The organism is Vibrio sp. M260118 (assembly GCF_036533755.1).
In the GTDB taxonomy this organism is placed as follows: domain Bacteria; phylum Pseudomonadota; class Gammaproteobacteria; order Enterobacterales; family Vibrionaceae; genus Vibrio.
Genome location: NZ_JATABG010000396.1, coordinates 1 through 3,041 on the forward strand (window position 1 = coordinate 1; position 3,041 = coordinate 3,041).

The window sequence follows — 3,041 nt, forward strand, 5'->3', positions numbered from 1 at the left end:
CATCTAAAATCGATGTTTTACCTGAACCTGTAGGGCCATTGATCAGAAACAGTGGATTGGAACCTAGCTGGGTAAAATCTATCTCTTCTTTGGTAGCAAAGGGACCAAATGCCTGCATAGTGAGTTTAATTGGTTTCATGGTCTGCCTACTGCTGATTTAGTTGCTTGATGATGTCTGAGATCGCTTTGTCTTGCTCATCGCTTAAGCTGCTATCTTGCGCCTCAAGGAAGAAATCACGGAACATATCCACTTCACTGCGCGCCAGTTTCGCCGCCGCCATTTGCTGTTCAACACCCACCAGCATTCCCGGTTTCTCAAGATGAAGAACATTCGGGTAGACCGCTCTTAGCTTCTCCATCGGATTGAGGATGGCGTGCTTGTCCATTAAACGCACTAGCAAGTAGTCTTCATTTTTGGGATCAGTTTTTCCTTGGGCGATGATCTCATCCAAATCACCTTCGACGATGCGCATTTCATGGGGTGCTTGAAGGTCAATATGCGTTGCAGACTTAAAGCCAGACTCATCCAGTTCAACCAAGGTCATACCTTTTTTCTGGTGTTGCTCTGAAAAGCTGTATTTCATCAGCGAGCCAGAATAGCGGATGAACTCCTCTCCCTTCTTTTGAGGCTGATGCAAATGACCAAGGGCTACATAATCAAACGGCATAAAGTGCTCATGGCTTACTCGGTCAGAGCCACCAATAGAGAGCGGCCTCTCTGATTCAGATTCAATTGCACCATCAACGAAACAATGAGAAAGCAGGATGTTTTTAGCGTTTTTATCAAATGCACTGGTTATCTCATCGCACAACAGCTTATGCGCGTCGTCGTGGGTCGATACTGGCTGTTTAAAATGGTGGCGAACAAGCTCGGGGTCATTGTAAGGCATGCCATAGAAGTGAACTTTACCAATATCTGACTCTAGCTCGATAGGAGTTAGCATATCGGTAAAATTGGAAACGATATGCAGGCCAGAATCCGCCATTTGCTGAGACGCAAAGCCTAAACGCTCTGCGCCATCATGGTTACCTGGAATAAGAATAATCGGTAGTTTAAGTTCCCCACACACGCGGTTTACGAACTGATTCATCAGCTCTATCGCTACGGTTGGCGGTACTGAGCGGTCGTAAACATCCCCCGCAATGACCAATGCGTCGACTGCATTAGCCTGGATATATTCAATGATCTGTTCTAAAACAACTTTTTGATCATCTAACAATGAGACATTGTGAAATTGACGGCCAAGATGCCAGTCAGAAGTGTGGAGAAATTTCATGTAAACCTAGCACTGTTCTTGTTAGGTAGACATGATAAGCGCAATGGGCGCTTGATGGATACAAAAAGTCGCACCGGACGTGCGACTTTTGCTAAGTTTGCTGAATAAACTAAGCCTATGGACGGTTTTTACAATGCTCAACCGCTTCGCTAATTAGCTCTAGCGCACTCTGCTCACACGCAGGAAGCTGAGCATCACTTGCACCTAATGGCGTTACTCGGTCTCCCCATTTAACATGCGAAGCACCCCAAGTTAAACCTGCACCAAACGCAGCAAGTAACAAGTTGTCACCTGGTTTAACAAAGCCCTGCTCTAAAGACTCACATAGTGCAATCGGCACAGTAGCAGCAGACGTATTACCGTAGTTGTGAATGTTCACGAATGCCTTATCTTGGCTAATTCCAGACAGGTCACATAGGGTTAGGATAATGCGAATGTTGGCCTGATGAGGAATCACCACATCAACATCTTCTGTTGACAGCCCGCTCTGTGCCAAAACACTTTGCGCCGCAGCACCCATACCTTTCACTGCGCGTTTGAAAATCTCTTTTCCGACAAAGTTAAAGTCCCAGTGACCGTTATCTGCTGCAAAGCGATCCATGCAGGTACCAAACTTAGGCACAGATAAAATATCGCGCCCTGCGGAATCACAGCCTAGCTGAGCATTCTGCAAACCTACTTGCTGCTCAGTTCTACTCAGAACAACTGCACCAGCTCCGTCGCCGAATAACACTGCCGTATCACGCATTGTCCAGTCGATAAAGAAAGACAAACGCTCAGCACCAATCACGATAACGTTTTTGTAGTTACCTGCTTGCATTAAGCGCGTCGCAGTTTCTAAACCATACACAAAGCCAGTACAGGCTGCATTTAAGTCAAAAGCTGCCGCTGCTGCAATTCCAAGGTTTTGAGCCACTTTTGAAGCAGCGTTTGGGATTAACGAGTCAGGAGAACAAGTTGCCAGTATAATCAGGTCAATGTCTTCAGCGGTTTTACCAGCACATGCTAAAGCGTGTTTTGCTGCGACTGTCGCCATATCCGACATATTAACGTGGCTAATACGGCGGTTTTCAATACCAGTACGAGTGCGAATCCACTCATCAGATGTATCTAGAAAAGTGCTTAGGTCTTCATTGGAAAGCGTTGCAGGTGGTAGGCATTTTCCCCAACCAGTAATTTCTGCATAGAAGTTTTTCATTTAGAGCCTTTAATTTAGTTATTTGTATCTCTTGCTTTAAACAGAGTATAACTAGCACCCGTAGCAACTGTCATCAAATAGAAACAATAACGAGATAGATATCATGTCAAACTTCATCACACGCTGCCCATCTTGTTCGGCTGTTAACCGCGTACCCACAGAGCGCGTTTCTGAATCTCCAACCTGTGGCAAATGCAAAGCTTCACTTCTCGATGGCGCTCCTATTGAAGGAACCGAGGATAACTTTGAAGCTATATTGAACAGCAACACTCCCGTTGTTGTCGATTTCTGGGCCCCTTGGTGTAACCCATGTGTCGGTTTTGCACCTGTATTTTCTGATGTCGCAACGGAACGAGCAAAAGATGTTCGATTCGTAAAAATAGACACGGAAAGCCAACAAAACTTAGCCGCCAAGTATCAAATTAGAAGCATCCCTACTGTTATGGTATTTAAAAATGGCAAAAGAGTAGATGTTATAAATGGCGCCCTTCCTAAAGGTCAATTTGATCAGTGGCTTAATCAAGCACTAGCCAAATAGTAGCCAGTCTATTTATTCAAATAAAAGC

4 protein-coding genes are annotated in these 3,041 nt (G+C 45.1%); 1 reads left to right on the forward strand and 3 read right to left on the reverse strand.

Annotated elements, in window-relative coordinates; all coding sequences use genetic code 11:
* From QTO00_RS21025 to QTO00_RS17350, 3 genes are all read right to left on the reverse strand, one after another.
* Nucleotides 1-139 (reverse strand): AAA family ATPase (locus tag QTO00_RS21025; RefSeq protein WP_443088940.1); only part of this gene is annotated, 139 nt, incomplete at its 3' end.
* A gap of 7 nt (nucleotides 140-146) precedes the next feature.
* Entirely contained in the window at nucleotides 147-1,277 is a 1,131-nt protein-coding gene (locus QTO00_RS17345; RefSeq protein ID WP_331425892.1) for an exonuclease SbcCD subunit D, read from the reverse strand.
* Between the two features lie 115 nt (nucleotides 1,278-1,392).
* Nucleotides 1,393-2,475: a ketoacyl-ACP synthase III gene (locus QTO00_RS17350; protein ID WP_331425893.1), complete on the reverse strand. Its 1,083-nt coding sequence runs from the start codon at nucleotides 2,473-2,475 to the stop codon at nucleotides 1,393-1,395.
* Nucleotides 2,476-2,578: 103 nt separating this feature from the next.
* Between QTO00_RS17350 and trxC the strand changes: the two genes are divergently transcribed.
* Nucleotides 2,579-3,013, forward strand: coding sequence for a thioredoxin TrxC (gene trxC / locus QTO00_RS17355; protein WP_331425894.1), 435 nt, complete (start codon nucleotides 2,579-2,581; stop codon nucleotides 3,011-3,013).
* Nucleotides 3,014-3,041: the final 28 nt, after the last annotated feature.